This window comes from Flavobacterium antarcticum DSM 19726, from assembly GCF_000419685.1.
In the GTDB taxonomy this organism is placed as follows: domain Bacteria; phylum Bacteroidota; class Bacteroidia; order Flavobacteriales; family Flavobacteriaceae; genus Flavobacterium; species Flavobacterium antarcticum.
Window position 1 is genome coordinate 420,205 of the sequence record NZ_ATTM01000001.1, and the last position, 26,537, is coordinate 446,741.

Annotated in this window: 22 protein-coding genes; 12 read left to right on the forward strand and 10 right to left on the reverse strand. The window is 35.3% G+C overall.

The annotated features are described in order from the left end of the window. Positions 1–49: 49 nt before the first annotated feature. The 6 genes from YWA_RS0102015 to YWA_RS15730 form a co-directional block, all read right to left on the reverse strand. Positions 50–1,807, reverse strand: a complete 1,758-nt coding sequence (locus tag YWA_RS0102015; protein WP_022826827.1) for an aromatic amino acid hydroxylase — start codon at positions 1,805–1,807, stop codon at positions 50–52. A gap of 136 nt (positions 1,808–1,943) precedes the next feature. Next, positions 1,944–2,480: a DUF4136 domain-containing protein gene (locus tag YWA_RS0102020; RefSeq protein WP_022826828.1), complete on the reverse strand. Its 537-nt coding sequence runs from the start codon at positions 2,478–2,480 to the stop codon at positions 1,944–1,946. A 10-nt stretch (positions 2,481–2,490) separates the two neighbouring features. Further along, positions 2,491–2,655 (reverse strand): hypothetical protein, encoded by a 165-nt coding sequence (locus tag YWA_RS15610; RefSeq protein ID WP_022826829.1) that lies wholly within the window; start codon positions 2,653–2,655, stop codon positions 2,491–2,493. Between the two features lie 2 nt (positions 2,656–2,657). Further along, entirely contained in the window at positions 2,658–4,640 is a 1,983-nt protein-coding gene (locus YWA_RS0102030; RefSeq protein ID WP_026718513.1) for a urocanate hydratase, read from the reverse strand. A gap of 26 nt (positions 4,641–4,666) precedes the next feature. Then, a complete protein-coding gene (locus YWA_RS0102035) occupies positions 4,667–5,659 on the reverse strand; it encodes a hypothetical protein (protein ID WP_022826831.1) in 993 nt (330 codons plus the stop codon). A gap of 3 nt (positions 5,660–5,662) precedes the next feature. Then, on the reverse strand, positions 5,663–5,839 hold the full coding sequence (locus YWA_RS15730; protein WP_022826832.1) for a DUF5522 domain-containing protein: 177 nt from the start codon (positions 5,837–5,839) through the stop codon (positions 5,663–5,665). A 26-nt stretch (positions 5,840–5,865) separates the two neighbouring features. Here YWA_RS15730 and YWA_RS0102045 point away from each other — a divergent pair, with 26 nt between their 5' ends. The 5 genes from YWA_RS0102045 to YWA_RS0102065 all read left to right on the forward strand — a co-directional run bounded on the left by YWA_RS0102045 (position 5,866) and on the right by YWA_RS0102065 (position 10,234). Next, on the forward strand, positions 5,866–6,201 hold the full coding sequence (locus YWA_RS0102045; RefSeq protein WP_022826833.1) for a hypothetical protein: 336 nt from the start codon (positions 5,866–5,868) through the stop codon (positions 6,199–6,201). Continuing rightward, positions 6,198–7,112, forward strand: a complete 915-nt coding sequence (locus tag YWA_RS0102050) for a 1-aminocyclopropane-1-carboxylate deaminase/D-cysteine desulfhydrase (protein WP_022826834.1) — start codon at positions 6,198–6,200, stop codon at positions 7,110–7,112. The genes YWA_RS0102045 and YWA_RS0102050 overlap by 4 nt, the downstream gene beginning before the upstream one ends. Further along, positions 7,105–7,959 carry a glucosaminidase domain-containing protein gene (locus YWA_RS0102055; RefSeq protein WP_022826835.1) on the forward strand — a complete coding sequence of 285 codons (855 nt, stop codon included), beginning with the start codon at positions 7,105–7,107 and terminating at the stop codon, positions 7,957–7,959. Before YWA_RS0102050 ends, YWA_RS0102055 begins: the two co-directional genes overlap by 8 nt. 41 nt (positions 7,960–8,000) lie before the next feature. Beyond that, on the forward strand, positions 8,001–9,287 hold the full coding sequence (gene hemL / locus YWA_RS0102060; protein WP_022826836.1) for a glutamate-1-semialdehyde 2,1-aminomutase: 1,287 nt from the start codon (positions 8,001–8,003) through the stop codon (positions 9,285–9,287). A gap of 176 nt (positions 9,288–9,463) precedes the next feature. Continuing rightward, the gene (locus YWA_RS0102065) at positions 9,464–10,234 is read left to right on the forward strand and encodes a CDP-alcohol phosphatidyltransferase family protein (protein ID WP_022826837.1); all 771 of its coding nucleotides are present in this window, start codon (positions 9,464–9,466) and stop codon (positions 10,232–10,234) included. A gap of 84 nt (positions 10,235–10,318) precedes the next feature. Here YWA_RS0102065 and YWA_RS0102070 read toward each other — a convergent pair whose 3' ends face one another. Next, positions 10,319–10,678, reverse strand: coding sequence for a hypothetical protein (locus tag YWA_RS0102070; RefSeq protein ID WP_022826838.1), 360 nt, complete (start codon positions 10,676–10,678; stop codon positions 10,319–10,321). Between the two features lie 61 nt (positions 10,679–10,739). Continuing rightward, positions 10,740–11,177: a hypothetical protein gene (locus tag YWA_RS0102075; RefSeq protein WP_157505281.1), complete on the reverse strand. Its 438-nt coding sequence runs from the start codon at positions 11,175–11,177 to the stop codon at positions 10,740–10,742. A gap of 347 nt (positions 11,178–11,524) precedes the next feature. On the opposite strand from YWA_RS0102075, the gene YWA_RS0102080 reads away from it, so the two are divergent. Then, on the forward strand, positions 11,525–13,141 hold the full coding sequence (locus tag YWA_RS0102080) for an LVIVD repeat-containing protein (protein WP_022826840.1): 1,617 nt from the start codon (positions 11,525–11,527) through the stop codon (positions 13,139–13,141). Positions 13,142–13,273: 132 nt separating this feature from the next. On the opposite strand, the gene lysS is transcribed toward YWA_RS0102080, so the two are convergent. Continuing rightward, positions 13,274–14,977, reverse strand: a complete 1,704-nt coding sequence (gene lysS / locus YWA_RS0102085) for a lysine--tRNA ligase (RefSeq protein ID WP_022826841.1) — start codon at positions 14,975–14,977, stop codon at positions 13,274–13,276. Positions 14,978–15,357: 380 nt separating this feature from the next. On the opposite strand from lysS, the gene lipB reads away from it, so the two are divergent. Next, on the forward strand, positions 15,358–16,080 hold the full coding sequence (gene lipB, locus YWA_RS0102095) for a lipoyl(octanoyl) transferase LipB (RefSeq protein WP_022826843.1): 723 nt from the start codon (positions 15,358–15,360) through the stop codon (positions 16,078–16,080). Here lipB and YWA_RS0102100 read toward each other — a convergent pair. Next, entirely contained in the window at positions 16,075–16,734 is a 660-nt protein-coding gene (locus tag YWA_RS0102100) for a ribonuclease HII (protein ID WP_022826844.1), read from the reverse strand. The genes lipB and YWA_RS0102100 overlap by 6 nt on opposite strands. A 218-nt stretch (positions 16,735–16,952) precedes the next feature. Here YWA_RS0102100 and YWA_RS0102105 point away from each other — a divergent pair, with 218 nt between their 5' ends. From YWA_RS0102105 to YWA_RS0102125, 5 genes are all read left to right on the forward strand, one after another. Beyond that, positions 16,953–20,018 carry a SusC/RagA family TonB-linked outer membrane protein gene (locus YWA_RS0102105; protein ID WP_022826845.1) on the forward strand — a complete coding sequence of 1,022 codons (3,066 nt, stop codon included), beginning with the start codon at positions 16,953–16,955 and terminating at the stop codon, positions 20,016–20,018. Between the two features lie 26 nt (positions 20,019–20,044). After that, a complete protein-coding gene (locus YWA_RS0102110; RefSeq protein WP_026718515.1) occupies positions 20,045–21,535 on the forward strand; it encodes a RagB/SusD family nutrient uptake outer membrane protein in 1,491 nt (496 codons plus the stop codon). A gap of 12 nt (positions 21,536–21,547) precedes the next feature. Next, on the forward strand, positions 21,548–22,369 hold the full coding sequence (locus YWA_RS0102115; protein WP_022826847.1) for a hypothetical protein: 822 nt from the start codon (positions 21,548–21,550) through the stop codon (positions 22,367–22,369). Between the two features lie 90 nt (positions 22,370–22,459). Then, positions 22,460–24,340 (forward strand): S8 family serine peptidase, encoded by a 1,881-nt coding sequence (locus YWA_RS14505; protein WP_022826848.1) that lies wholly within the window; start codon positions 22,460–22,462, stop codon positions 24,338–24,340. Positions 24,341–24,491: 151 nt separating this feature from the next. Continuing rightward, positions 24,492–26,486 carry a putative porin gene (locus YWA_RS0102125; RefSeq protein WP_051126917.1) on the forward strand — a complete coding sequence of 665 codons (1,995 nt, stop codon included), beginning with the start codon at positions 24,492–24,494 and terminating at the stop codon, positions 26,484–26,486. The last annotated feature ends 51 nt before the right edge of the window (positions 26,487–26,537 follow it).

Here is a 26,537-nt window from a genome sequence, read left to right on the forward strand (position 1 = left end):
TTTTGACAAAGTTAAAGAACCAACTGCTGCTGTAGTGTAACAAAAGTTGCTATACCGTTTCTTTTTCAAAAATTAATTCCAATCCGTTTGTAATTAATTTATTTACTTCAGGTCTGTTTTCTTTAATTTTCTCAATGTAAATCAGCAATTCTTGCATTAACTCAGGTTCGTCTCTGTCTTTTAAAATTTCGATTAATTCCAAGGGCAATAACCAATCTTTGGGATGATTTGCCTTTAATTCAAGATAAATATTTTTAAGCGATTCGTCGTGTTTGTCGTTTTCACGAATGTTACGCACTTTTCGGTACAAATGTTCTAATTCGGTACGTTCGTCGGTCTTCTTTGCTTTAATTGTAGTACTTGAAGGCACGTGAGTGATGAGGTCAAAACTATTTGCATCAGCAGGACCAGAAAAAGCAGAAACTACTTTTTTACCAACAGCCATGTCGTAAATTCCCCATTCCGGTTGGAACAATATTTTTTCTCCATGTTTAACCGTACAGTTTTTGAAACTAATCAAAATAATTTCACCTCTCAAGTTTCGTGAACCCGTAATAATTTCACCAGAAACAGTGATATCACCTTCAAATTCTAAAGTAATTTGTTCGCCTTCATAAATTGCATACGCTTGCAAATCACGCGGACTCATGTCTTCAATGGCTAAATTAATTCCTTTTAATCGACCAATTGGACTTCCAAAACCTTCCGCATGATTGTCAACTCCGTGACCTACAAGTTCTTTTTCTCTGTAAGAAAGCGCTGTTTTTCCGGTAGTTTGTATGTAAGATGCTTTTCCTTCATTCGAAATTACATTTGTAAAAACGCCTGAAATCTGTAATCCGGTACTCAATTCTATAGTCGCTAAAGATTGTGAATCAATTACTTTTTGAACACTTTCTAAACCTCCAGTTCGTAAAGCCATTGTGTTTGCAAATTCTTCCAAAACTTCGCTTAAATAAGCAAAATCAGGAGTGACAAATAGTTGCGGTTGTGGTTTTGTAATGTCAAAACTCTGTTCAGCAGCTGCAATCGAATAAGGTATTTTACCTACTTCATCTGTCATACACCAAGCGCTTTCGCCAATAGAAGAAAGCAAACCAGCACCGTAAATTTTTGGATTTTCTAGTGTGCCAATTAAACCATATTCAACCGTCCACCAATGCAAATTTCTGATTTTTGACATTTCAGAAAGTTCTCCCATGTCGTTTTGTAAATCTTCCACCGCTTTTTCAGCCGCATCAATTTCTTGTTGAGGTGTTCCTTCGGCTTCTTTCAAAATCGAAAGTAATCGAATGGCTTCATACATTTCGTAATCTTTGTGCGAAGAAATCGCTTTGCAACCAATTTCACCAAAACGCCTTAAATATTCGGCATATTCAGGATTCGCAATAATTGGAGCGTGTCCAGCACCTTCGTGAATAATATCCGGAGCCGGTGTATATTCTATGTGTTCTAATTGTCTAATATCGGAAGCAATAACCAAAACATTGTAAGCTTGAAATTCCATAAAAGCATTCGGAGGAATAAAGCCATCAACGGCAACTGCAGCCCAACCAATTTCCTTTAGAATCCGATTCATTCCATACATATTTGGAATATTTTCAACTTCTAAACCGGTCTTTTTCAAACCTTCTAAATAAGAACTGTGTGCGACTTTACTCAAGTAATCCACATTTTTACGCATTACATAGCGCCAAACCGCTTGATTAATTGGAGTATAATCCTCGTAATCTTGGGGTTTGATAAATTGCTTTAAATGTTTAGGCAAGCGTTCAATCAGTGGGTTACTTTCAAATGTATGGCTCATGTTTTCAATCGTTGTGGTTGGGGTAAAAATACAAAATATATAAATCAATAATTGTAAATAAATGCATAAAAAAACCAATCTTGAGTTTTAAGTCAAGATTGGTTTTTAAATTAATTTGGCCCAGCCGAAATATAAATTATTTCTTTTGAGGCGGATATTGTTTTAAAATTTCTTTTACAAATTCACCAATTCGCTCTTCTTTGTTTTTTTGATTTTTGAAAATTTCACCTTGTCCTTCACCTTGCCAAACCATTTCTTTCTTTTTGGCATCAATCAAGTCGATGAATAATGTTCCTTGAGTTGTAGTCCGAACTGTCGTGCGGTTTCCGCCCCAAATGTAGGGATTCCAACCGTAGCCATATCCGTAACCCCAGCTGTTGTTGAACGCATTTACGTCCACTTGTTCGCGGGATTTCGTAAAGAAATTGACCAATAAATCAGGATTTTCGCTTTTAGTAAAACCTTTTGCAAGCATTTCTGCTTCAATCGATTTCAAAATTCTTTTTTTATCTAAATCAGAAATTTCGACTTTATCCACGCCAGGTTTATAAAAGGCAAATGTTTTGAACTGTGTAAAATCAACTTTCTTGTCGTAATCATTGTAGACATTCACGGATGAACACGAAACAACGAGGAAAATCAGTAATAGCGGTAGGTATTTTAATTTTTTCATAAGGCAAAATTTAACGGTTATTTTTCTTCTCTTGGAAACTTTTTACAACAGCAATAATGTTCAAAACAATCGAGGTAAATAATAGGGGATATTGAATGTAAATATTTTTCACAAACAAACTAATTGCCAAAATGCAAATTCCCAACGCCATTAATTTCATACTTGTTGAAACCATTTTTACCAATTTAAAATTGAATCGTCCACTAAAGTAGGGATGGTGACTTTCAATAAAGGTTGCGTTTCCATTGCTCTTTTAATTGCAAAAATAGCGCCTTCATTTCGTGCCCAATTTCTACGTGAAATTCCATTATTCACATCCCAGAAAAGCATTGATGCTAAACGTTTTGAAGCTTCTTCAGAACCATCAAGAACCATTCCAAAGCCTCCGTTGATAACTTCGCCCCAACCAACGCCACCGCCATTGTGAATTGAAACCCAAGTCGCACCGCGGAAACTGTCTCCAATTACGTTTTGAATCGCCATATCTGCTGTAAAACGCGAACCGTCGTAAATATTTGAAGTTTCACGGTAAGGAGAATCCGTTCCGGAAACGTCGTGGTGGTCCCGTCCTAAAATCACGTAACCAATTTCACCTTTGGCAATAGCCTGATTAAATGCTTCGGCAATTTTAGTTCGTCCTTCTGCATCGGCATATAAAATTCGAGCTTGCGAACCCACCACTAATTTATTTTCTTGAGCACCTTTTATCCATTGAATATTATCCGCCATTTGTTGCTGAATTTCTTCGGGCGAATTTTTCTTCATTTCCTCTAAAACATCACAAGCAATTTTGTCTGTTTTAGCTAAATCCTCGGGTTTTCCGGAAGCACAAACCCAACGGAATGGACCAAATCCGTAATCAAAACACATTGGTCCCATAATATCCTGAACGTAACTTGGATATTTGAAATCAATTCCGTTTTCCGCCATAATATCCGCTCCAGCACGTGAAGCTTCTAGTAAAAATGCATTTCCATAATCAAAAAAGTAGGTTCCTTTTGCAGTATGTTTATTTATTGCATCCGCATGACGACGAAGTGTTTTCTGAACTTCTGTCTTAAATTTTTCAGGAGTAGTAGCCATCATTTCGTTCGATTCTTCAAACGTAAATCCGATTGGATAATAACCTCCAGCCCAAGGATTGTGTAGTGAAGTTTGGTCGGAACCCAAATCAATGTGTACATTTTCTTGGTCAAAACGTTCCCAAACATCTACGATATTTCCTAAATAAGCGATGGAAACGGTTTCCTTATTTTCTAAAGCTTTTTGAACTCTTGGAACTAAATCTTCAATGTTTTCAACAACTTCGTTAATCCAACCTTGCGAATGACGAATGTGTGTGATTTTTGGGTTTACTTCTGCACAAACTGTTACACAACCTGCGATATTTCCTGCTTTTGGTTGAGCTCCAGACATTCCGCCCAATCCTGAAGTTACGAATAATCCGCCTTTTGGTTGTTTTTTAATTTTTCGGAAACCGTTCAAAACCGTAATAGTTGTTCCATGTACAATTCCTTGTGGACCGATGTACATGTAACTACCAGCCGTCATTTGACCGTATTGCGAAACGCCTAAGGCATTCATTTTTTCCCAATCATCCGGTTTGGAATAATTCGGAATCACCATTCCATTCGTCACGACAACTCTTGGAGCTTCTTTGTGCGAAGGAAATAATCCCATCGGATGACCAGAATACATCGTTAATGTTTGTTCGTCTGTCATTTCCGATAAATATTTCATCGTCAATAAATATTGGGCCCAATTTTGAAAAACAGCGCCATTTCCACCATAAGTAATTAATTCATGAGGATGTTGAGCCACGGCGTAATCCAAATTATTCTGAATCATCAACATAATTGCTTTCGCTTGTTCTGAATTTCCAGGATATTCTGAAATTGGTCGCGCTTTCATCTCATAATCGGGACGAAGACGGTACATATAAATTCGACCGTACGTATTCAATTCTTCTAAAAATTCCTTTGCTAAAACTGCGTGATGTTCCTTGTCAAAATAGCGCAATGCATTTCGCAACGCTAATTTTTTCTCATCGTCCGAAAGAATTTCTTTACGGTTTGGTGCGTGATTAATTTCAGTTTCGTATGGTTTTACCGGTGGTAAAGTGGATGGAATTCCTTGTTGTATTTGTTCTTTGAACGTTATTTCTACATTGTTGGAAGTATTCATTTTTATAGTTTTGTTGTTGTAAAAGTATTTTTTTTAATCTTTTTATAAATAATAATTTCTGTAGCTAATAGTACAATATTAAAACCAAGAAAAAGTACTATTTCAGAACTCATATTGAAGTATTCTAGCTTGCTTTCCAAAATGATGAAAATTGGAACAAGCGCTGCAGCCATAAAAATACTTAAATAAGCGGACTTAAAAAAAGTTTTTGCTTTCGCAATATTCATAAGTGCTGCTTCTTTTGGATACAGGATAATTAGGACAATTTGATAAAGTAAATAAGCAAAAAAGCCAATATATAAATTATAAATCGATGGATTTGAAAGCTCTTCAATTAGAATCGGAATGTTTTTTCGAATATCAAAAAAGTAATTAAACACTAAAACTCCTATAACGATGATATAGAATGACAACGCTTTGTTTGAAAAAAATGGTTTTAATTTTTGATTTGAAATACTATCGTACAGAAATTCCCTTTCGGCATTTTTAATTTTTGATGAAATAAAATAGGTTACAGAAATAATGAGTAAGGTGAAAATGCTGAAAATTTGAAAAAACATTTGATTAAAAAACTCATTCATCAATAGTTCGGTATTTATGTTATCAGACTTTTCGATAAAAATATGCATCACAATAACGACGATGACGTACAATTGATATACAACTCCTAACATCGGACTAAACTGAAATAGGGAAGATGATTGATGCTGAATTGAACTTTGTGTTTCTGCCTTTTTACTTTGCTTTTTTTCGCCATCATTAGAAAATGATTTTATAACTATTCCAAGAATTCCCAGTATAAAAACACTAGTAAAATTTACAAAAAGAATAAATAATCCAGTGTCTTCGTCAAAAAAACTTGGAATTGCGATGGTTAAAGGTGTGATAACAAATACGATCCACTTTGGTTTTAAGTTAAGACCATACAATCCACTTAAAATGAGTGTTTGAAATAAAGCAATTCCTAAACCGAATACAACTAAAAAAAATTCCATTTATTATTTCTTAATCGTTCCCGTCTTCTTATCATATCCATACGGACAATGTCTGCATCCGCTTTTGCAGCAATAACCGCGTTTCAAGTGGTGTTTTTCGGTAAAACATTTGTAACCTTCGGGAGTATAATAAAAATCTTCTCCTTCAATTAATTTATTTTCCTTATTTTGCTCGTTCATAGGACAAATTTAAAACTTTAAAGCAGATGTTCGTTATTGTTGCGAAATATTTAATTCCAAAGGGTTTTGCGGGACTTACACTTTTTCCTTTCATAATTTTGAAAGAGAAAACTGATGTTTCCAATCCCGTTATGTTGCAACACGAAAAAATTCACATTCGGCAACAAATGGAGTTGTTTATTTTACCTTTTTTCATTTGGTACGGAACCGAATATTTTATCCGTATACTGCAATATAAGGATAAACATACGGCTTATCGAAATATTAGTTTTGAACGTGAGGCTTACGCCAATGAATCGCAGAAAGATTTTTTACAGAAACGAAGATTTTGGAATTTTTTAAATTATTTGAAAGCAAAATGATTCCTTTAAAAGTAGAAAACCAATTCGCATTTTCAGATAAAGACAGAAACATCGACGTTTACATCAAGCGAGAAGATTTAATTCATCCGTTTGTGAGTGGAAATAAATTCAGAAAACTCAAATACAATTTGGCAGAAGCCAAAAAACAGAATTTCAAAACACTTCTAACTTTCGGCGGTGCATTTTCAAATCACATTGCAGCAGTTGCTTTTGCGGGAAAAGCAGAAGGTTTCAAAACAGTTGGTATTATTCGTGGAGATGAATTGAGCGAAAAAATAAAAGACAATCCAACATTGAAATTCGCTTCTGAAAATGGAATGCATTTTGAGTTTGTTTCCAGAGAAATGTATCGAAATAAAACGGACGAATCTTTTTTGCTTTCAATGAAAGAAAAATTCGGCGACTTTTACCTCATTCCCGAAGGAGGAACAAACGAATTAGCCGTAAAAGGTTGTGAAGAAATTTTGACAGAAGAAGATAAAAATTTTAATTTTATAGCTTGTGCTGTTGGAACTGGAGGAACAATTGCGGGAATTATCAAAAGTTCGTTGCCAAATCAGCAAGTTTTAGGTTTTCCGGCGTTAAAAGGGGATTTTTTGCAAAATGAAATTCGTAATTTTGCAGAGGAAACAAATTGGCAACTCATCGACGGATTTGAATTTGGCGGTTACGGCAAAGTAACTACAGAATTAATCGTTTTTATGAATGATTTTTATGCCGAAACCCAAATTCTTTTGGACCCGATTTATACGGCAAAGATGGTTTTTGGCGTTAGAAGTTTAATTGAAAAAGGATTTTTTCCAGATAACACAAAAATTTTGCTGATTCATACGGGTGGAATTCAGGGAATCGATGGAATGAATCAACTATTAGAAAAAAAGAAATTACCCAAAATAAACAGAAATGATTAAGAAAATTGCGTGTCTATTTATTGTGATGCTGTTCATTGGTTGTGGCGGCTCTAAAAACTATGTTAGAACTTCTAAAAAGAAATCTACAACGACAAAAAAAACGGTATATACTGCGAAAAAAACTGCAAAGCCAACTTCAAAACCTGTAAATCGCGAGACAGAAACGATGGTTTCTACTTCAAAAACGACCGTTTATACAGACGTAGTTTTTGCGTATGTGAATGATTTCAAGGAAATCGCTAAAGGAAATATGAAAACCTACGGCATTCCAGCAAGTATCATTTTGGCACAAGGAATTTTAGAATCGGGTGCGGGAAGAGGTGATTTAGCAAAAAGGTCGAACAATCATTTTGGAATTAAATGCCATACCGGTTGGGAAGGTGAAAAAGTATACCACGACGACGATGCTGCACAAGAATGTTTCCGAAAGTACAAAGACCCAGCGGAATCCTATAAAGACCATGCGTTGTTTTTGACCAGTAGAAGTAGGTATTCGAGTTTATTTCAGCTGGGTAAAGACGATTACGAAGCTTGGGCAAAAGGCTTGCGTAAAGCGGGTTATGCCACGGATCCTAAATATCCAGAGAAATTAATTAGCTACATTGAACGGTATAATTTACATCAATATGATTCAGAAGTTCTAGGAAATAAGTACACTCCTTTTGATAACGCAGTAAAACCGATGGTAATTGCGAGTCATCAAGTGGGTAATTTATACGAAGTGCAACCTGGAGAAACATTGTATGCGATTTCTAAAAAGTTCGACATTTCAGTTGATGATTTGAAGAAGAAAAATAATTTGTCTGATAACACGCTTTCCATCGGGCAACGATTAATTGTAAAATAGCAAAGTGAGCCATTCACTTTTATCCAAAATAAAATATTAAAATGATTTATAAGAGAAGTAGTCAGCTTTTTGCGGAAGCTGAAAAAGTAATTCCAGGCGGTGTAAATTCGCCGGTTCGTGCGTTTAAATCAGTTGGTGGAACACCAATTTTTGTAAAATACGCTCGAGGTGCTTATTTATATGATGAAGACGACCGTCGATTAATTGATTACATCAATTCTTGGGGTCCAATGATTTTAGGTCATGCATATCAGCCGGTGGTAGATTCCATTATTTCTAGAGCAAAATTAGGAACTTCTTTCGGAATGCCAACTGCTTTAGAAACTGAAATTGCGACTTTAGCTGTGAAGATGGTTCCGAATATTGACAAAATCCGTTTTGTGAATTCAGGTACGGAAGCGTGTATGAGTGCGATTCGATTGGCGAGAGGTTTTACAAATAGAGATAAAATTATAAAATTTGCCGGTTGTTACCACGGACATTCTGATTCCTTTTTGATTCAAGCGGGAAGTGGAGCGATTACTTTTGGTTCACCAAATAGTCCGGGAGTTACTTCAGGAACGGCCAAAGATACTTTGTTAGCAGAATATAATAATTTGGACAACGTAAAAGATTTAATCGTTGCGAATCCAGGTGAAATTGCGGCAATTATAATCGAACCTGTTGCAGGAAATATGGGTTGCATTCCACCAAAGGAAGGATTTTTAGAAGGCTTACGCCAAATGTGTACCGATAATGGAATTTTACTAATTTTTGATGAGGTCATGACGGGATTCCGTTTAGCGAAAGGTGGTGCTCAAGAATTATATAATATTACCGCTGATATTACGTGTTTTGGAAAAGTAATTGGTGGTGGATTACCTGTTGGTGCTTTTGCAGCTCGTGAAGAAATTATGAATTATTTAGCGCCAATTGGACCTGTTTATCAAGCGGGAACGTTGTCAGGAAATCCTTTAGCAATGGCTGCTGGATTAGCAATGTTACAAGCGTTAGACGCTGATGCTGAAATTTTTACTCGTTTAGCAACTAAAACTGCTTATTTAGAAGAGGGAATTCGCAAGGCATTGAATGCAGAAGCTATTGAATTTACGATTAATCGAGTGGGTTCTATGATTTCTGTACATTTTCATGCAGATGCTGTTGTAGATTTTACCACAGCAAAAAACGGCGACAACGAACGGTTTAAGCAGTTTTTCCACGGATTGCTAAATGAAGGTATTTATATTGCACCATCAGCTTATGAAACGTGGTTTATTACGGATGCATTGACTTATGAGGATTTAGATTTTACAATTGCAGCTGTTGCTAAAGTGGCAAAAAAACTTTAATTTTAAAATAAGATGCTTAAATTGATTCATTGTAACCGCTTCAACGCGTAAAATTTATAATTTGTTTAATGGTAATTATATATGTTAATCTAATTTCAAATCAAAAATTGAGCTACTTTTGTAGCTCAATTTTTTTTTAGACTATATTGTCAGCCAATTTTTTTCTACACTAAATAATGTCTAAACTTAAGACAGAAGATCAATTTTTAGATTTATCGGATTACGGAAGATCATTTGGTCGATTTCTTGCAAAATCTTTACAACACACGAGATTTACTCCAATACACGTAACCTTGCTTTTTGGTGTTTGCGGCTTATTTGCGATCGTTGCAATGTTAGAAGGTTACTATATTCTAGCAGCATTTTTATTACTTCTAAAATCAGGAATTGATGCGGCAGATGGAGAATTGGCACGACTTAAAAAAACGCCTTCGTATTCAGGTCGGTATTTAGATAGTATTTTTGATTTTATTTTGAATTTCTTGTTTTTATCTACGGTAACTTACATTACTAATGTTGATTATTGGTTGCTATTCGTTGCTTTTTTTGGATTGCAACTGCAAGGAACGTTGTATAATTATTACTACGTTATTTTGCGCAACAGGAGTGTAGGTGGTGATTCGACAAGTAAGATATTTGAGTACAAAACACCAAAAGCATTACCAGGAGAACGTCAAAAAACAGTCAATATACTTTTTCAATTCTACCTCATTTTCTATGGAATATTTGATAAAATTATTTATTTTCTAGATGGAAGTGCTTCAAAAGTGAGGAAATTTCCCAATTGGTTTATGACGATGCTTTCGGTCTATGGACTTGGATTTCAATTGTTCATTATGGCCGCCTTGTTGGCTTTGAATCAAATTGATTTGATTTTAAACGTTTTTACTTTAATGACATTTCCAGTACTACTTTGCATTATTGTACGGAAAATCTTCATAAAATAGACGTGAATTTATAAAATACGCTTCAATAAAAAAGACCCCAAAATTGGAGTCTTTGATATGAATTAATAATTTTACTTTTCTAAATTAGTTTACCAACTGGTTGTATAATTTTTTATTTGCTTTTAATTTTGCAAAGTTAGCATCACCAATATAATTAGCTAATTGACTTTCAACGTAAGAAGAAAGTGCTGCTAATCGTTCGGCAGATAAACTGGTATCTTCTTTTGTTCTATATTTTGTCGTAAAAATTTTATTTACATTCGCTTTTACAGCCTCGTCTACTGTAATAACAGCAGTTAAAGCTTGCATATCACGTTCTGCAGCTTGGTCAGAAGTCAAATTCTGAGCAGCTGCTTCTGTTGCAGCTTTAGAAGTTGCTTTTTTTGTTTGAGCACTCATTCCTACAGCAACAAATAAGGCTAATGCAACAAATATATTTTTCATTTTAAGGTTGGTTTAATAGTTTCTTATGCCAAATCTAATTAAATTTATTTTAAAACCAAAATTATTTTCTTGCGTGCTTTTTATTTTTCATTCGATTGGCAGTTCTTTTATTTCCACTTTTTCGCATATCTTCCCATTTGTTAAGCTGTTCAGCGGTCAAAACTTTTTTCATTTCTGATTTATAGGCAATTTGATCGTCTAAAATTGATTTTTTTAAAACAAATCTTTCATCTGTTGTTAGGTTTTTCTTCTCTGCTCTGTTGTTTTTCATTTCAGTTCGTAACGCTTCGCGCTTCATTTGTTGTTTGCCAACAATAGCAGCGATGTCTTTTTGCTGTTGTGCATTTAAATCCAATTCGAGTGTCAGCTTTTTAACTTGTAACTCATTTTTTTGCTGACTTGTGAATGCGGGTTTTTCTACGTGTTTCAATTCTCTTTTTTCTTGTGCAATTCCCGAAAAGGTCAATCCTAAGATTGCCATTACTAGTAACTTTTTCATTTTTAATATATTTAAAGGTTATGGGTATAAGACACTGTAATAGAGAATAGGTTTAATGTTGTTTAAGTAATAATTGCTACAATGTAAATTTTTTCGCTGTTTTTAATTCCATTTTAGGTGGTAGTTGCTGAATGAGAAATACTAATAGGAACCTGAATATTTAGGTTCGTTCAAAAGAAAAGTGTTGGTTCGTCGGTAGTTAATGCCGTTTGTCGAAAAAAATGATTTTATATAATTATTTATGCAAGTTGTCATGCGAATAAGATACATCTTTGTTAAACAATAGTGAATGATCTATTTTTAAAGTCGTAAATTACATTTGAATTTAAATACATAAATACAATTACATGAAGAAAGTTATTTTAATTGCTGGTTTTTTGGCCTTAGGGATTTTTCAAAGTTGTCAAAACGACGATGCAATTCTTTACAGTGCTGAAAGTGGAAAAGTAATTTTAAACGAAAATACTGCTGAGTTAAGCAGTCGTTTGGATTACTCCAATTCTGGTGTTATTAATCTTACGGGAAGTTCATTATTAGGAAGAGGTATTATGGACGGAAGTTCAGCTGATTTTCCGATGTCCTTATTGGCAGAAGTTATTCCGCCGTCGTACCAAGGTGTTCAGTTGACTGCTTCGCATGTTGATGTTAAAGACAATTTAGTGTATGTTTCTTATAATAAACAAGGAGACGAGTATTTAGGAGGTATTGATGTTATTGATGTTTCAGAGCCTAATAATCCTGTTTTAATCGTTAGTGCTATTTTGCCTAATATTGATATCACTTCAGTGCAATACGATGGTGGAAAATTATACATTGCTGGTGCAGCAGATCCTGATTTCACAAATGAAGTTTCAACGCCTGCTTTTGTTGCTAAAATGACTTTAAACGGTGGTTTATTGACTAACGATTACGCGTTAACTTCTTTACCAAGTTATGTGACTACAGGGTTGACAGTTACTTCTGCTAATTATTATGCGGTAACTGGAAGTACTGGTGTTGTTGCCAAATTAAATAAAAACACAAATCAAATTGAAACAACAATTGACGTAGCTGATTTAAGAGCGATTGGTGCGATTGATAATAAAATTGTAGTTTTAAGTGGGACAAATGGAGTTAAAGTTTTGAACGCGTCGACGTTAAGCGTGCTTTCTTCTTTTTTAACTTCGAACGATGTGGCTGGAGCTAAACGTACGATTGATTTTCAAGGAACTAATGTTTTGGTTGCTGAAGGTTTTAACGGACTGAAAGTGTACAATACAACGAGTGGTTCTTTAGTACAATCGCTTGCAGTACCAACAGATATTGAGGGTGTTAATCCTGACGATTTGGTAACAAATGCTGTTTCAGTACAAGGTGATTTCGTATATGCCGCAAATGGAGCTGCTGGAGTAACTGTTTACAAAAAGACGCAAAATTTATTAGTTGAAATGGGTTCTATTGATTTAGATGGTTCTGCGAATTATGTAAAAAGTGTAGGAGATTACATCTTTGTGGCAACAGGAACAGGTGGATTGAAAATCATTAAAAAATTAACAGTTGCTTCTATAAATTGCGCAAGTTTTCCAACCTACAATGGTGGTGCTTGGTTGAATGTGAATTCTAACGAGACATTAAATTATCAAGGATCTGCCGCTTTACAGGGAATTAATGTAAATCAAAATTTAACATTTTGTGGTTCATTATCCGTTTCACAAGGGGTAAATATTAATTCAAACGGAGTTTTCACTATGAAAGGTTCGCTTGCTCAAGGTCAATACGGTAGTAACAGTACAAATTTCAACGTGAATGGTACTTTTAAAGTCGAAGGTAGCGTTGTGATTTATGGTAACTTGATTTTGAATAGTAATGCTAAACTTGAGTTTTTAGGTTCAGGTTCGTCGATTACAATTTACGGAAATGTGACTAAAAATAGCAACGTAACCATTACAGGAAACTATACAGATACGTTCAATAAATTGAATTAGTATTAAAAATTTATTTTTCTTATAAAAATGAGTTCGATTTATCGGACTCATTTTTTTTGTTTAAAATCGAAATAATAGAAACAAAAAAAGGAGTTCCATTTGGAACTCCTTTTTTATTTTTGCATGGTTAATTTAACCTATAAATTCAACTGTTTTCGTATCACCAGTCAAACTCACTTTTATCAAGTTATGTCTACTTAAATTTTTCATCGAAGCATCCCATTTTTTTCCGCTTAAACCTGCAGCTTGTTTTAATAGAGCTAAATCAAACGTGTTTTCGTTTTTGTTTAAAATAATAACGATCGCTTTTTCTTCATCTGTTAATTCTACTTGAATGGCTTTCTTTTCAGGACGCATTTGAGGAAAAAACAACACTTCTTGAATCGAAGGATTGTTCGTCAAAAACATAATTAATCGGTCCATTCCAATTCCTAAACCAGACGTTGGAGGCATTCCGTATTCCAAAGCTCTCAAAAAGTCTTCGTCTATAATTCCGTTTGCTTCGTCGTCTCCTTTTTCAGCCAGTTTCATTTGGTTTTCAAAACGCGCTCTTTGGTCAATTGGGTCGTTTAATTCTGAATAAGCGTTTGCAATTTCTTTACCGCAAACCATTAATTCAAAACGTTCTGTCAATTCCGGATTGTCTCTGTGTTCTTTACAAAGTGGCGACATTTCCTTTGGATAATCGGTAATGAACGTTGGTTGAATATAATTTCCTTCGCATTTTGCGCCAAAAATTTCATCTATCAATTTTCCTTTACCCATCGTGTTATCCACGTCAATTCCCATTCCTCTTGCAGCTTCAAAAAGTTCCGCTTCCGACTTACCAGAAATATCAAAACCAGTAAAATGTTTAATAGAATCCGTCATTGTAACTCGAGCATACGGCGCTTTGAAATTAATTTTGTGTTCGCCAAAAGTAGTTTCCGTACTTCCATTTACTGCTGTAGCACAATGCTCCAATAAATTTTCGGTGAATTCCATCATCCAATTGTAGTCTTTGTAAGCTACATATATTTCCATCGCGGTAAATTCAGGATTATGGGTTCTATCCATCCCTTCATTTCTGAAGTTTTTCGAAAACTCATAAACACCGTCAAATCCACCAACGATTAATCTTTTCAAATACAATTCGTTTGCAATTCGCATGTATAATGGAATGTCTAAACTATTGTGGTGTGTAATAAAAGGTCTTGCTGCAGCTCCACCAGGAATTGCTTGCAAAATGGGCGTTTCCACTTCCATATATCCAGCTTCGTTGAAGAAATTTCGCATTGCGGTAAACAACTTGTTTCTCTTAACGAAAACTTCTTTTACCTGCGGATTTACCACTAAATCTACATAACGCATTCTGTATCGCAATTCTGGATCTACAAAAGCATCATGCACATTTCCGTCTTCATCTGTTTTTGGTAATGGCAACGGACGAATTGTTTTACTTAAAAAAGTAAATTTATCTACTCGAATACATTGAGCGCCAACTTTCGTCAAAAATGTTTCGCCTTCAATACCAATAAAATCACCTAAATCCGTTAGTTTTTTAAACACCTGATTGTACATCATCTTATCTTCATCAGGACAAATCACGTCGCGATTCAAATACAACTGAATTCTTCCTTCGCTGTCTTGTAATTCAGCAAAAGCCGCTTTTCCTTGGTCACGAACACTCATCAAACGTCCAGCAAGAACCACCTTTTGACCTTCACTAAAATTTTCCTTCACCTGTTTCGAAGTATGTTTCACCGGAAATAAATCCGCAGGATAGGGGTTGATATTTAGGTCACGCAAAGCTTGAAGCTTTTCTCTTCTAATGATTTCTTGTTCTGAAAGTTGCATACATTGTATTTTAAGGGTGCAAAGATACGGTTTTCTGCAAAATTTGCCAACAACAACTTTTAATGGAAGGAGCCAAATTATATGTTTTATTGGAAGCGGATGTTTCGCGCATTTTCAGCATTCCATTTTCCCGCTTTCCTTCCAAATCTCCCGATGAAAAATCGGGAGGATTTTCCCTCCAATCGGGGCTAGGTGATAATCTATTTGTATATTTGCAATCGCTTGGGTTTTGAAAATAAAATACACTTCATTCTTGAAAATCCAGCGTTAGGGATGGAAGTGGAGCTCTCCCGATTTTTCATCGGGAAGCGTTAACGAACAGCCCGACCCGAAGTTTTTACGTAGGGGAACGCCCAAATAATTAATTTCAATTTAATATTTTGAAACAGAATAAAACCATCCAGTTTGCTGATTTAGGAATCCAAGACTACAAGAAAACTTGGGAATACCAGGAAGATATTTTCAAGGGAATTGTCGATTTGAAAATCAAGAATAGGAGAGAGGAAACTGAGCTTGAAACGCCAAATTATTTTTTGTACGTGACGCATCCGCATGTGTATACGTTAGGAAAAAGTGGTGCTTTTGAAAATTTATTGCTTTCTGAAAAACAATTAGAAGCAAAAGGAGCGACTTTCTATAAAATAAATCGTGGTGGAGACATTACTTATCACGGACCTGGACAAATTGTGGGTTATCCTATTTTAGATTTGGAAAATTTTTTTACGGACATTCATAAATACCTTCGTTTTTTAGAAGAAGCCGTTATTCTAACCTTAAATGAATACGGAATCGTGGGAACTCGAAGCGAGGGAGAAACTGGAGTTTGGTTAGACGTTGGAACTCCATTTGCTAGAAAAATTTGTGCAATGGGCGTTCGTGCTTCACGTTGGGTTACGATGCACGGTTTTGCTTTAAATGCAAATGTCGATTTAGGTTATTTTGATAATATTATTCCGTGTGGTATTCGCGGAAAAGCAGTTGCTTCGATGCATGCCGAATTAGGCAAAGTTGTGGATGAAGAAGAAGTGAAGAATAAAATTCTAAAACATTTCGCTAAGTTATTTGAAGCCGAATTAATTTCAACAGAAAGTTTAAAATTATAAATCCAATTCTAATTGGTCCGGAAGAAGTTTAAACGACATTCTGTGGTATTTTGTTGGGCCGTATTTTCTAATTGCTTCACGATGTTCTTTTGTCGGGTATCCTTTATTTTTCTTCCAATTATACATGGGAAACTCTTCATGGATTTTATTCATATACTCGTCTCGATGCGTTTTTGCTAAAACGGAAGCGGCGGCAATACTCAAATATTTTGCATCTCCTTTAACGATGCATTGATTGGGTATTGATTTTAAAAGTGCGAGTTCTTTCGCTGAGAAAATTTTTCCAAAGGATCCTTTTTGTCCAAGTTTGGCGTTGAGCATTCGGTTTCCGTCGATAATAATGTATTCTGGAATTTTGTTTAACCTTAGGATGCCTTCTTGCATCGCTTTCATGGATGCATTCAATATGTTGATCTCGTCAATTTCTTTTGGATATAAATGAACAACTGAAAATGTAAGTGCCGATTCTTCTATTACAGGACGAAGTGATTCGCGTATTTTTTCAGAAAGTTTTTTGCTGTCGTTTAAGAATGGGTTTTCAAATGTGTCTTTAAGTACTACAACTGCAGCGGTAACAGGGCCTGCGAGGCATCCGCGTCCTGCTTCATCCGCTCCCGCTTCAATTATAAATCCCGAAAAATTAGATAATAGCATATTAAATGGAGATCGTTTTGACAAATGTAATTGAACTGTGTTGTATTATAAAAAGGATTTAAAATATTTTTTTATTCAATTTAGATAAAGAATCAGTTAAATTGCTGACTAGTAAAGAGGTTGTCAAAAGTTAATTTTAGAAATATTAGTTGCAAATGTTTGTTTTATTAAGGAATTATTAAGAAGTTTGCGGAATAACTAACTCAAATTAATTTTATATGAGATCGAAATTCAAATGGATTTTTACGCTGTTACTAGCGTGTTCTATGCAGTTTTCGTTTGCACAAGAGAAGAATGTTTCAGGAACAATTACAGAGAATGGACTTCCATTGCCTGGGGTTTCTGTCATTATTAAAGGTACAACGAAAGGTACACAAACCGATATGAATGGTAAGTATTCTATTGGCGCTTCAAAAGGAGAAGCTTTAGTTTTCTCTTACATTGGGTTTGTTACGCAAACTATTACAGTTGGTTCTTCAAACACTATTAATTTAGTGATGGTTGAAGGTGGAACTGAGTTGGATGTTGTTGAAATCGTTAGTACTGGTTATGATAGAACTAGAACTAAGGCGGAAACATCTTCAGCAATTACTACAATATCTTCAAAAACACTTGAGAACAGACCAAACGCGTCTTTTCTTAACTCTTTGCAAGGTACTGCTCCAGGTTTGACAATTTTGTCTGCTTCTGGTCAGCCAGGTTCTGCTAAGATTGACATGTTTATTAGAGGTATTTCTTCTATTAACGCTGCAACTGAGCCATTAATTGTTATTGATGGAGTTCCTACAAACGGAAATCAGTTCAGAAACTTGAATCAAAATGATTTTGAAACTGTTTCTGTTTTGAGAGATGCTGCTGCAACATCTATTTATGGTAATAGAGGTGCGAATGGTGTTTTAGTAATTACTACGAAACGTGCTAAATACGGTTCGGCTTTAGATATTACTTACGACGTTGTAACTGGTTTTAATAAATTACCAGAAAACAACTACAATATGTCAAATGCAAAACAATTGTTGACTATTGAGCAAAGAAAGAATACAGGTATGGGTGCTGGAATGACAGATGCTCAAATCGCTGCTTACAACGGACCAGACACAAACTGGAGAGACGAATTCTTTAGAATTGGTATGACTCAACAGCATAACTTAGGTTTGTCTTTCGGTGGAGCAAATACATCTAACTATACTTCTTTTGGATATTTCAACCAAGAAGGTATGGTTCCAACAACTGATTTCCAAAGATTTACAATTAGAAATAACTTTAACGGAAAATCAGCAAATGACAAATTCAATTACTCTTCTCAAGTAGCTTTAGGTTACTCAAAACGTAATCAATTAAGTCAAGAGACGAATAGTGCTGTGAATAACAATACGATTCAGAATCCATTATTAGGAAGTGTTGCTGGATTGCCTTATGTGGCTCCAAATCAATTCGCAAATGGTGCAGAATTAATTGCAGCTATTGGTACTGATTTTAGTGGTCCAAACGATACTTATGTATTAGAGGATATCTTAAAAGGTAGTATGCCGAACGAATATTCGGAAACTAGTATTTTAGCTAACGTAGCTGTATCTTACAAATTAAGTGACTCATTTACATTAGGAAATAAATCAGGTGTTGACTTTAAATTGAGCGACCGTGCTTTTGCTAGAGCTCCAGGAAACTACTTAGCTCTTGCAGTTGCTGCTGGTGCTGGTGAAGAATTTGGTGGTTTAGAAGTGTTGTCTTCAACTAAAGATTTTACTTTTACGAATATCTTGAGTTTGAATTACTCTAAATTATTCAATGATGCACATAGAATTGAAGCTGGTGCTTACATGGAATACATGAAATCACACTACATTTTCTCTTCTAGACAACAAAATGGATTAAATCCAAAAACTTGGACATTAGGAAGTGGAACTGGATACATTGCTCCAGACGTTGTAAATAACTCTTACATCCCTTCTGTTGGTGCTCAAGAAATTAATGCAGGTACTCTTTCTTATTTTGGTACTGTTGATTACGACTACAAACAAAGATATGGTGTATCTGGAGTTGTAAGAAGAGATGCTTCTTACCGTTTTGTTGATGACAACAAATGGGGTACATTCTGGTCAGTTTCTGGAAGATGGAACATTGATCAAGAAGCGTTTATGGAAAACACTGGAGTTGACATGTTGAAGTTAAGAGCTTCTTACGGAACTCAAGGTAACCAGAACGTGATTGCACCAGCTTATGGTACAAACCCATTGTTCCCTGGATCTGCTTTAGTAAGAGACACGAATGTTACGACAAACGGATATGACAATATTCAAGGTTTAGCTACTGGACAAGTTGCAAATACAGATTTAATTTGGGAAGAAGTTTCTCAGGCTAATATTGGTTTAGACTTTAGAGTTGCTAAAGGTAGATTAGAAGGAAATATCGATTTATATAGAAAACAAACTGAAGAGTTGTATACTACAATTAGAAGATCTGCAGCAGTAGGTTTCTACGGTCAGGATGGAAATAATGGTAAATTAAGAAATAGTGGAGTTGAGTTAATGTTGAGATACAAACTTGTTGACACGAATGACTTTGATTTATCTGTATTTGCTAACGGATCTTACAACGAAGGAAAAGTAGTTGATATTGATATTGCTGATCAATCAGGTGAAGATTTATTGACTGTTCCAGGTCAATTGACTTACGAGTGGAACATGATTCCTTATTTAGGAGTAAATCAATCTAATGGTAACTTGTTGTTCTTAGATGCAGCTGGTAATGTAACTGAAAATCCAGACCCAACTCAAGATAGAAGAAGAACTGGAAAATCATTGATTCCTAAATACCAAGGTGGTTTTGGTTTGAATGCAAGTTACAAAGGGTTCTACTCTGACGTACTTTTTGCATGGGCTAAAGAAGTTTGGAAATTAGACATCAGTCATTTCTGGGCTTACCAATTAGACTTTATTGGAGATGACAATATTTCAGCAGATTTATTGAACTCATGGACTGCAGCAAACCCAAGTGGACTTCCATCTTTGGATGCTACAAACCAAAACTTCAGTATGGATTCTGACCGTTTCTTAAATGATGCATCATTCTTAAGATTACGTTCTGTATCTTTTGGTTATTCATTCCCTAAGAAATACTTAGATAACACATTTATGACAGGAGTTAAATTATTTGTTCAAGGTGAGAATTTATTACTTTGGTCAAAATGGAGAGGTTTCGATCCTGAAATGTTTACTGCTGGAACACAATCAACGTATCCTAATCCAAGAACTATTTCTGTTGGCGCTAGCGTTTCGTTTTAATTTAAATGTTTAAAATTTATAACAATATGAAAAAAATAAAATATATTATAATGTCTGTCTTGTTTATGGGAATAGCATCGTCTTGTAATGACGCTATTGACATTGTTCAAGATGGAGAATTAGGTAACGAGGTTACTTTTCAAACGGTAGCAGATTTACAGCAGTATTTAGTAGGTGGTGTTTATCCTAACGTTAGTACAACTTCTGAAATTGGTTTCACTACTGTGTTTACTGACGAAGTAGGTATTGGACCGAACAATGGTGGACAAGGAATTGACTTGCATAGATTCAATTTAAATGCTTCTACTGGTGACGCATCTAGTTTATGGTTGTCTCATTACCGTTTGATCAATAGAGTAAATCGTTTACTTCAAGGTGCTGCATTAGTAACGCCTGTTGTAGATGTTGCAAACAGCATTGACGAAACAGCGGAGTACAATGATATTATGGCTCAAGGAAGAGCATTAAGAGCATATGCTTACATTCAGTTGGTGTCTTACTTTTCTACTGATATGGCTGATGATTCGGCTTTAGGTGTAATGCTTGTTGATATCGTTCCTGCGATTGATCAAAAGTTTCCACGAGTTAGTAATGGCGAGATCTACGCCTTAGTGGAAGAAGATTTAGCTTATGCTAGAGCAAATGTATTGAAGCAAACACCAGCGGCTGGTTACAAATTCGTAACTAAATCAATGGTAGACGCTCTTACTGCTAGAATGTACATCTACAGAAAAAATTATCCAATGGCAAAACAATTCGCTCAATCTGTAGTTACAGATGCGGGAATTACTTTGTCTGCTCCAAATGTATACAAGCAAATGTGGGCTGATGGAATTGGAGGAGAAATTATTTTCGCAATTTCAAGACCTATTTCTGGAACTTGGGGTAATGTAGCTTCAACTTGGTACTTTAATAATACGAATGCTACAGGTGGTGCTTTCTTTGATATGGGAAGAAATTTATACAACTTGTACGCGACAGGTGATTCACGTAAAACTACTTTTGTTGATCCTACTAAAATGGAAGATGCGAATTACTTAACATCAAGTACGTATATTACTACGGATGTTTTGCCTATCGACAAATACCCAGGTAAAGGTAACCAACCATTGAGAAATGATCTAAAAGTGATTCGTTTGTCAGAAATGCACATGATCTTAGCGGAATGTGCTGCTAAGGATGGTGATTTGAATGGTGTTGCTGGTTATATTAAAAACATTAGAGATGCAAGATACACTTCTGTTCAGCCTTTACCAGCTTATTCTGATGTAACTGCAGCTTGGGCTGACATTATGTTAGAAAGAAGAAAAGAATTTGCATTTGAAGGTTTCAGATACATTGACATCAAACGTTTAGGTACTTTAGCTAATCAGTCTATTGATAGAAATATTACAGACGACTTGATTAAAACGTTGCCTACTACGATTTCGAATACAGATTACAGATTTACTTTGCCTATTCCACAAGACGAAATTTCTGCTAGTGGAAGCATTATAGTGCAAAACCCTAACTATTAATATTTATTAAGTATGAAAAAATTAAAAGTTTTAGCGCTATTGCTTATGTCAGTTGCTTTTGTAAGCTGTTCGGAAAGTGATGGTCAATTAAAGTATGAAGGTGAGAACGCTGTGTTTTTTAATCAGCCAACAACTACTCAAAAAATTATTTTAGACGGAGTTAGTCCTGATATGGTTGCAACAATCCCTTTTGGTTTTGTTACTCCTGCTTCTGCAAGCTCTCAAGTAAAATTGGTTTTTGATGCAGAGAATTCAACTGCAGTTCAAGGTGTGGATTTTGCGATCGTGAATGACATGATAACTGTTGAAGCTGGAAGTTTAGGTGGCGAGTTTGAAGTAAAGTACTTCCAAGATCCTGCTGTTTCTGAAGGTAAAGTTGCTAACTTCATCTTGGAAAGTTCTGCTGTAGCTCCAGCTGTTTTCAAAAACAACTTTGCTGTTACTATGGTTTTATCTTGTCAAGTTGATTTGGCTACATTCCCGTTAACATATGACGTTGAAGTGTACGCTTTTGGTGAGCAAGCAGATCCACATGTACAAACATTTACTGTTGTTACAGGTCAAGAGAATTCTTTTAAAGTAAACTCTATGTGGGGTGTTAACTTCGTAGCTTGGGCTACAGGAAGTGCATCTTATGCAGGACAGTTTGTTTATCCAGCAACAATCGTTATCAATTGTGATAATACCGTTGATGTAATCACTACAGGAACACAGTTCCTTGGAGGTTCAGGTACGTACGATCCAGCTACTGGTGTTATCGATGTTGTAATTACTCAAGGAGTATTTACTGATCCATTTGACACTAACTGTATTTTCTACCCTTCACAACCGTAGTACAAATTATAATTTTATACTAAAATCCCAACTTCGGTTGGGATTTTTTTGTATTTTTGGAATTCGCATTTATCTTTTTAAAACTATACAATGAAAAAAATTACTACTTTATTCTTTGTCTTTAGTATGACTTTTACTTTTGCACAAACACGTGAACAACTCGTGGATGTGATAAAAAATACTGATGTTAAAGAATTACAAAAATTAAAACTACAATTCACTAAGGAAGACCAAGAGCGAGAAGTGAGAATAGCTGATTATCTCCGTTTAAATCCTGAAGTATCTAGAATAACGAGAAACGACGGTACACTTTCTGAAATTTATGATGTTTTAAACGGTGAGGTTTTCTACTACCGTACTTCTAATAAACTTTCTGCTCAAACAATTCGTGCAAACAGATTGTATAATGGCGGTTCGTTAGGACTGAACGTAGAGGGACAGCTGATGAAAGTTGGTGTTTGGGATGGCGGAACCGTTAGAAATACGCATGTTGAATTTCCTAATTATAAAGTGCTTGTAAACGATACAGGAGGTGTTGAAGATCATGGAACGCACGTTACTGGAACAATTGTAGCAACAGGAATCGATCTAGCTTCTAGAGGTATTGCGTTTCAGGGAAATGCGGTTGCATACAATTGGACTTACGACTATGCTGAGATGGCAGATGAAGCGGGATTTGGATTGTTAGTCTCAAATCATTCGTACTGGATTGGTAGTACTATGAATAATACTTGGCAATTGGGCGCTTACGATTCTAGAGCTAGAAGTTTTGACCAGATCGCCTTCGCAGCCCCTGATTATTTAGCAGTGACTGCCGCAGGTAATGACAGAAATGACAATACGCAACCAATTGCAGGGCATATCGCCGCTAAGGGAGGATACAACTTGATCAGAGGAATGCAAAATGCCAAAAACTTTTTGACTGTAGGAGCTGTAAATCAAGTTTTGGCTTATTCTGGACCTAGTAGTGTGAATATGTCAAGTTTTAGCAGTTGGGGACCAACAGATGATGGTAGAATTAAACCGGATGTTGTGGCTAAAGGTGTTGCTGTAAGAAGTACTCTTGCAACGTCAAACACGGCGTATGGTAGTCTTCAAGGAACCTCTATGGCAAGTCCAGCAGTAGCAGGTGTGGCATTGTTATTACAACAACATTACAGCAACTTATATACTGCTTTTATGAGAGCGGCTACTTTAAAAGGATTAATAAATCATACCGCTGATGAATCAGGTGATGCCGATGGTCCTGACTATCGTTTTGGTTGGGGATTAGTAAATGCAGAAGCAGCAGCTCAAATTATTTCTGGTAAAGGTTTGAGTTCAGTGATGGAAGAAAACATTTTGAATAATACAGCAACTTATTCTAAGACGTTTACTGCTACTGGAACAAATCCATTAATGGTTTCGATTTCTTGGACCGATAAAGAAGGAGTAGCTAACAATGGAAATATTGATCCTACAAATTCTAATTTGGTTAACGATTTAGATATTCGGATTACCAAGGATGGTGAAACGTTTTTCCCGTGGACTTTAGATCCTGCTGTTCCAGCGGCTCCGGCAATTAGATCTGCCGACAATTTTAGAGATAATTTTGAAAAAATTCAAATTGATGAACCAAGTGGTACTTATACAGTAACTGTATCACACAAAGGTACTCTTGTGGGTAATTTACAAGCCTATTCTCTTATTATTTCTGGTCCTTCTATTGATTTAAATGCAGATCAGTTTACAGCTGACCAATCTGTAGTAAATGTGTTCCCAAATCCTACGTCCTCAAAGTTGAATTTTGACACGAGTAATTTTGAAGATATTTCTAAAATTGAAATTATAGATTTAACTGGAAAAACCATTGGAGTAAACTACGATTTTAAATCTAAATCTATTGATGTTTCTAATTTACAATCAGGTATTTACTTTGTGAAGTTTACGTCGAAAGAACAAGTATTAGTTAAGAAGTTTGTAAAAAAATAGTTTTAAATTCTGAAAATATATAAAAGCGATTAGTGCAATTTACTGCATTAATCGCTTTTTTTATGGATGTTTTTTGCTTTTCAGCGAAGTTTATATGCTACTAAATTTCTCAGAAAAAAACCTACCTTTGCTTAAATTAAATCGAAAAACGTTGAAGTACTTTTTTGTCATTCTCGCTTTATTTCTGTCGCAAGTAAATTCTGCTCAGCGAAAAAAAATCCTTAACAGTCAGTCGCAAGGTATTTCTACTAATGCGGCACCTCAGTTCAATGATACGGTCAAAGATACAAAGTCGACTTCAGGAAAATTTAAGAGAGCTGCAATTGATCAGTATCGTATAATCAGTATGGAGAACGACACGACTTATCTTGATACGACCTTGAATATTCGAAAAGAATACATCTTTAATTATTTAATAAAAGATAATTTTGGACTATTGCCTTTTGCGAATGAGGGGCAAACGTATCAAACATTAGATTTTGGATTAAACGAATTTTCTTCCTTTCCCGAAATTGGTTTTCAAGGGAAGCACTTTAATTTTATGCAAGCTAATAGTATTAACTATTATTCCGTCGCAACACCATTAACTGAATTGTATTTTAAAACCGTAATGGAACAAGGGCAGAATTTAGATGCTTTTATTACTGTAAATACCTCGAAGAATTTTAATTTTTCATTAGCCTACAAAGGACTTAATTCTTTAGGGAAATTTGTCAACCAACTCTCGAGCACCGGAAATTTTAGATTTACAGCAAATTATCATACTACCGATTTACGTTATCAATTTAAAACGCATTTTACAGCACAAGATATATCTAATGGTGAAAATGGTGGAATTGTTTACCTGTCTGATTTTGAAAGCGATGATTCAAAATTCAAAGAACGTGCTCGTTTAGCGGTTTACAATGAAGATGCGAAATCACTTCTTGATGGGAATAGGTATTTTTATGACCATCATTTTAGGATCAATAAAAAGCAAGGAGCTAATAATATCTTTATCGATCATCAGTTCAACTTTGAAAACAAATTCTTTGAATTTACTCAGAAAACAATTGCATCGACAATCTTAAACCCAGACGGACTTGGCTCAACTGTGTTCAATCGATATGGTGATTCTTACGTGACGGCATATATTCAGGATAAGACACGCTACAACCGAATGTATAATAAAATTGGCGCTACTTACGAGAACACATTACTTGGAAATTTTCAGTTTTTTGTAGAAGATTTTAATTACAATTATTATTACAAAACGCTTATCGTTTATGCAGATGGCGCTGTAATTCCAAGTTCAATTAACGATCGAATCAATACCATTGGCGGAAGCTATACGTATCAAAAAGGTCGTTGGAATGGAATCGCGACGTTTTCAAATTCAATTTCAGACCAACCTATGCGAAATTTAGATGTTAAAGCTAATTTTCAAATTGACGAAGAAAATAGTGTAGGCTTCAAATTGCAAAACAACACGAAAATCCCGGACCACGTTTATAATTTATTTCAAAGCAGCTACAAAGGTTACAATTGGTTCAACAATTTCAATAACGAAAAAGTGAATAATCTTGAGGCCATTGCAACAACGAAATGGTTGAATGCTTCCGCTCAAATTTCAACGATGGAAGATAAGTTGTATTTTGAAAATACCAGCATAAATCCGCTTGAAGTCGTGCTTTCTCCAAAACAATTTTCGGGAACCATCAAGTACTTTTCTTTAAAGTTAAGCAGAGAATTTACTTTTGGTAAGTTTGCTTTAGACAACACTTTTTTATACCAGCAAGTAGAGCAGAACGAAGGTGTTTTGAATGTACCCAAATTCACCACAAGAAATACATTTTACTTCTCTGACCATTTATTTAAAAGAGCGTTATTCCTTCAAACCGGAATCACCTTCAATTATTTTACTAAGTTTTACGCAGGCGATTACAACCCGATCGTAGGGGATTTCTACAATCAAAACCAAAAACAAATCGGCGACTTTCCAATGTTTGATTTTTTCATAAACGCAAAAATTCGCCAAACTAGAATCTATCTAAAAGCGGAACATTTCAACTCTGCATTTACCGGAAATGATTTTTACAGCGCGCCAAGTTACCCGTACCGCGACTTTATCGTTCGTTTCGGTTTAGTTTGGAACTTCTTTCAATAATTTTCAGGAACGAATCAGTAGGCTTATCCAGTTTCCTTATTCCAGCTTTCC

What these genes read in the sequence shown, in the direction of transcription:
- YWA_RS0102015 (WP_022826827.1), bottom strand. Translation starts at nt 1,807, where the DNA reads ATGAGCCATACATTTGAAAGTAACCCACTGATTGAACGCTTGCCTAAA.
- YWA_RS0102020 (WP_022826828.1), bottom strand. Translation starts at nt 2,480, where the DNA reads ATGAAAAAATTAAAATACCTACCGCTATTACTGATTTTCCTCGTTGTT.
- YWA_RS15610 (WP_022826829.1), bottom strand. Translation starts at nt 2,655, where the DNA reads ATGGTTTCAACAAGTATGAAATTAATGGCGTTGGGAATTTGCATTTTG.
- YWA_RS0102035 (WP_022826831.1), bottom strand. Translation starts at nt 5,659, where the DNA reads ATGGAATTTTTTTTAGTTGTATTCGGTTTAGGAATTGCTTTATTTCAA.
- YWA_RS15730 (WP_022826832.1), bottom strand. Translation starts at nt 5,839, where the DNA reads ATGAACGAGCAAAATAAGGAAAATAAATTAATTGAAGGAGAAGATTTT.
- YWA_RS0102045 (WP_022826833.1), top strand. Translation starts at nt 5,866, where the DNA reads ATGTTCGTTATTGTTGCGAAATATTTAATTCCAAAGGGTTTTGCGGGA.
- YWA_RS0102050 (WP_022826834.1), top strand. Translation starts at nt 6,198, where the DNA reads ATGATTCCTTTAAAAGTAGAAAACCAATTCGCATTTTCAGATAAAGAC.
- YWA_RS0102055 (WP_022826835.1), top strand. Translation starts at nt 7,105, where the DNA reads ATGATTAAGAAAATTGCGTGTCTATTTATTGTGATGCTGTTCATTGGT.
- hemL (WP_022826836.1), top strand. Translation starts at nt 8,001, where the DNA reads ATGATTTATAAGAGAAGTAGTCAGCTTTTTGCGGAAGCTGAAAAAGTA.
- YWA_RS0102065 (WP_022826837.1), top strand. Translation starts at nt 9,464, where the DNA reads ATGTCTAAACTTAAGACAGAAGATCAATTTTTAGATTTATCGGATTAC.
- YWA_RS0102070 (WP_022826838.1), bottom strand. Translation starts at nt 10,678, where the DNA reads ATGAAAAATATATTTGTTGCATTAGCCTTATTTGTTGCTGTAGGAATG.
- YWA_RS0102075 (WP_157505281.1), bottom strand. Translation starts at nt 11,177, where the DNA reads ATGAAAAAGTTACTAGTAATGGCAATCTTAGGATTGACCTTTTCGGGA.
- YWA_RS0102080 (WP_022826840.1), top strand. Translation starts at nt 11,525, where the DNA reads ATGAAGAAAGTTATTTTAATTGCTGGTTTTTTGGCCTTAGGGATTTTT.
- lysS (WP_022826841.1), bottom strand. Translation starts at nt 14,977, where the DNA reads ATGCAACTTTCAGAACAAGAAATCATTAGAAGAGAAAAGCTTCAAGCT.
- YWA_RS0102100 (WP_022826844.1), bottom strand. Translation starts at nt 16,734, where the DNA reads ATGCTATTATCTAATTTTTCGGGATTTATAATTGAAGCGGGAGCGGAT.
- YWA_RS0102105 (WP_022826845.1), top strand. Translation starts at nt 16,953, where the DNA reads ATGAGATCGAAATTCAAATGGATTTTTACGCTGTTACTAGCGTGTTCT.
- YWA_RS0102110 (WP_026718515.1), top strand. Translation starts at nt 20,045, where the DNA reads ATGAAAAAAATAAAATATATTATAATGTCTGTCTTGTTTATGGGAATA.
- YWA_RS0102115 (WP_022826847.1), top strand. Translation starts at nt 21,548, where the DNA reads ATGAAAAAATTAAAAGTTTTAGCGCTATTGCTTATGTCAGTTGCTTTT.
- YWA_RS14505 (WP_022826848.1), top strand. Translation starts at nt 22,460, where the DNA reads ATGAAAAAAATTACTACTTTATTCTTTGTCTTTAGTATGACTTTTACT.